At 46.9% G+C, this 522-nt stretch carries 3 tRNA genes; all 3 read left to right on the top strand.

The window, feature by feature from the left end:
- Positions 1 to 100 precede the first annotated feature (100 nt).
- A tRNA-Arg gene (locus tag AC1DCY_RS27435) sits at positions 101 to 177 on the top strand.
- Positions 178 to 188: 11 nt separating this feature from the next.
- Positions 189 to 265: transfer RNA gene (locus tag AC1DCY_RS27430), tRNA-Pro, on the top strand.
- A 24-nt stretch (positions 266 to 289) separates the two neighbouring features.
- Positions 290 to 365 (top strand) — tRNA-Ala (locus tag AC1DCY_RS27425).
- Positions 366 to 522: the final 157 nt, after the last annotated feature.

The following is a 522-nucleotide window of genomic DNA, read 5'->3' as shown; positions in this document are numbered from 1 at the left end:
GGCGGAACTGGCAGACGCACAGGACTTAAAATCCTGCGGTAGGTGACTACCGTGCCGGTTCGATTCCGGCCCTCGGCACCATTTTTTATTTTAATAATTAGCGCCCGTAGCTCAATTGGATAGAGCGTCTGACTACGGATCAGAAGGTTGTGGGTTCGACTCCTGCCGGGCGCGCCAATAAAAACAAACGGGAAGTAGCTCAGCTTGGTAGAGCACTTGGTTTGGGACCAAGGGGTCGCAGGTTCGAATCCTGTCTTCCCGACCATTTCCTAAAATTATAATTAACTTTGGGGCCTTAGCTCAGCTGGGAGAGCGCCTGCCTTGCACGCAGGAGGTCAGCGGTTCGATCCCGCTAGGCTCCACCAATCAAAACAAATGAACCTTGAAAACTGAACAAGCAAAACGTAATCAATAAAGTTTTTAGTAGCTAGCCTTGAGTTAGTGAACGAAACAAAATTTTGGACATCAAACATGATGCCAGCAAAACAATTTGAGCTAATCAAATTTCTTTTTATGGAGAGT

This window comes from Lysinibacillus sp. 10T31 (assembly GCF_056394365.1).
This window is presented reverse-complemented; position numbering and strand designations above follow the sequence as displayed.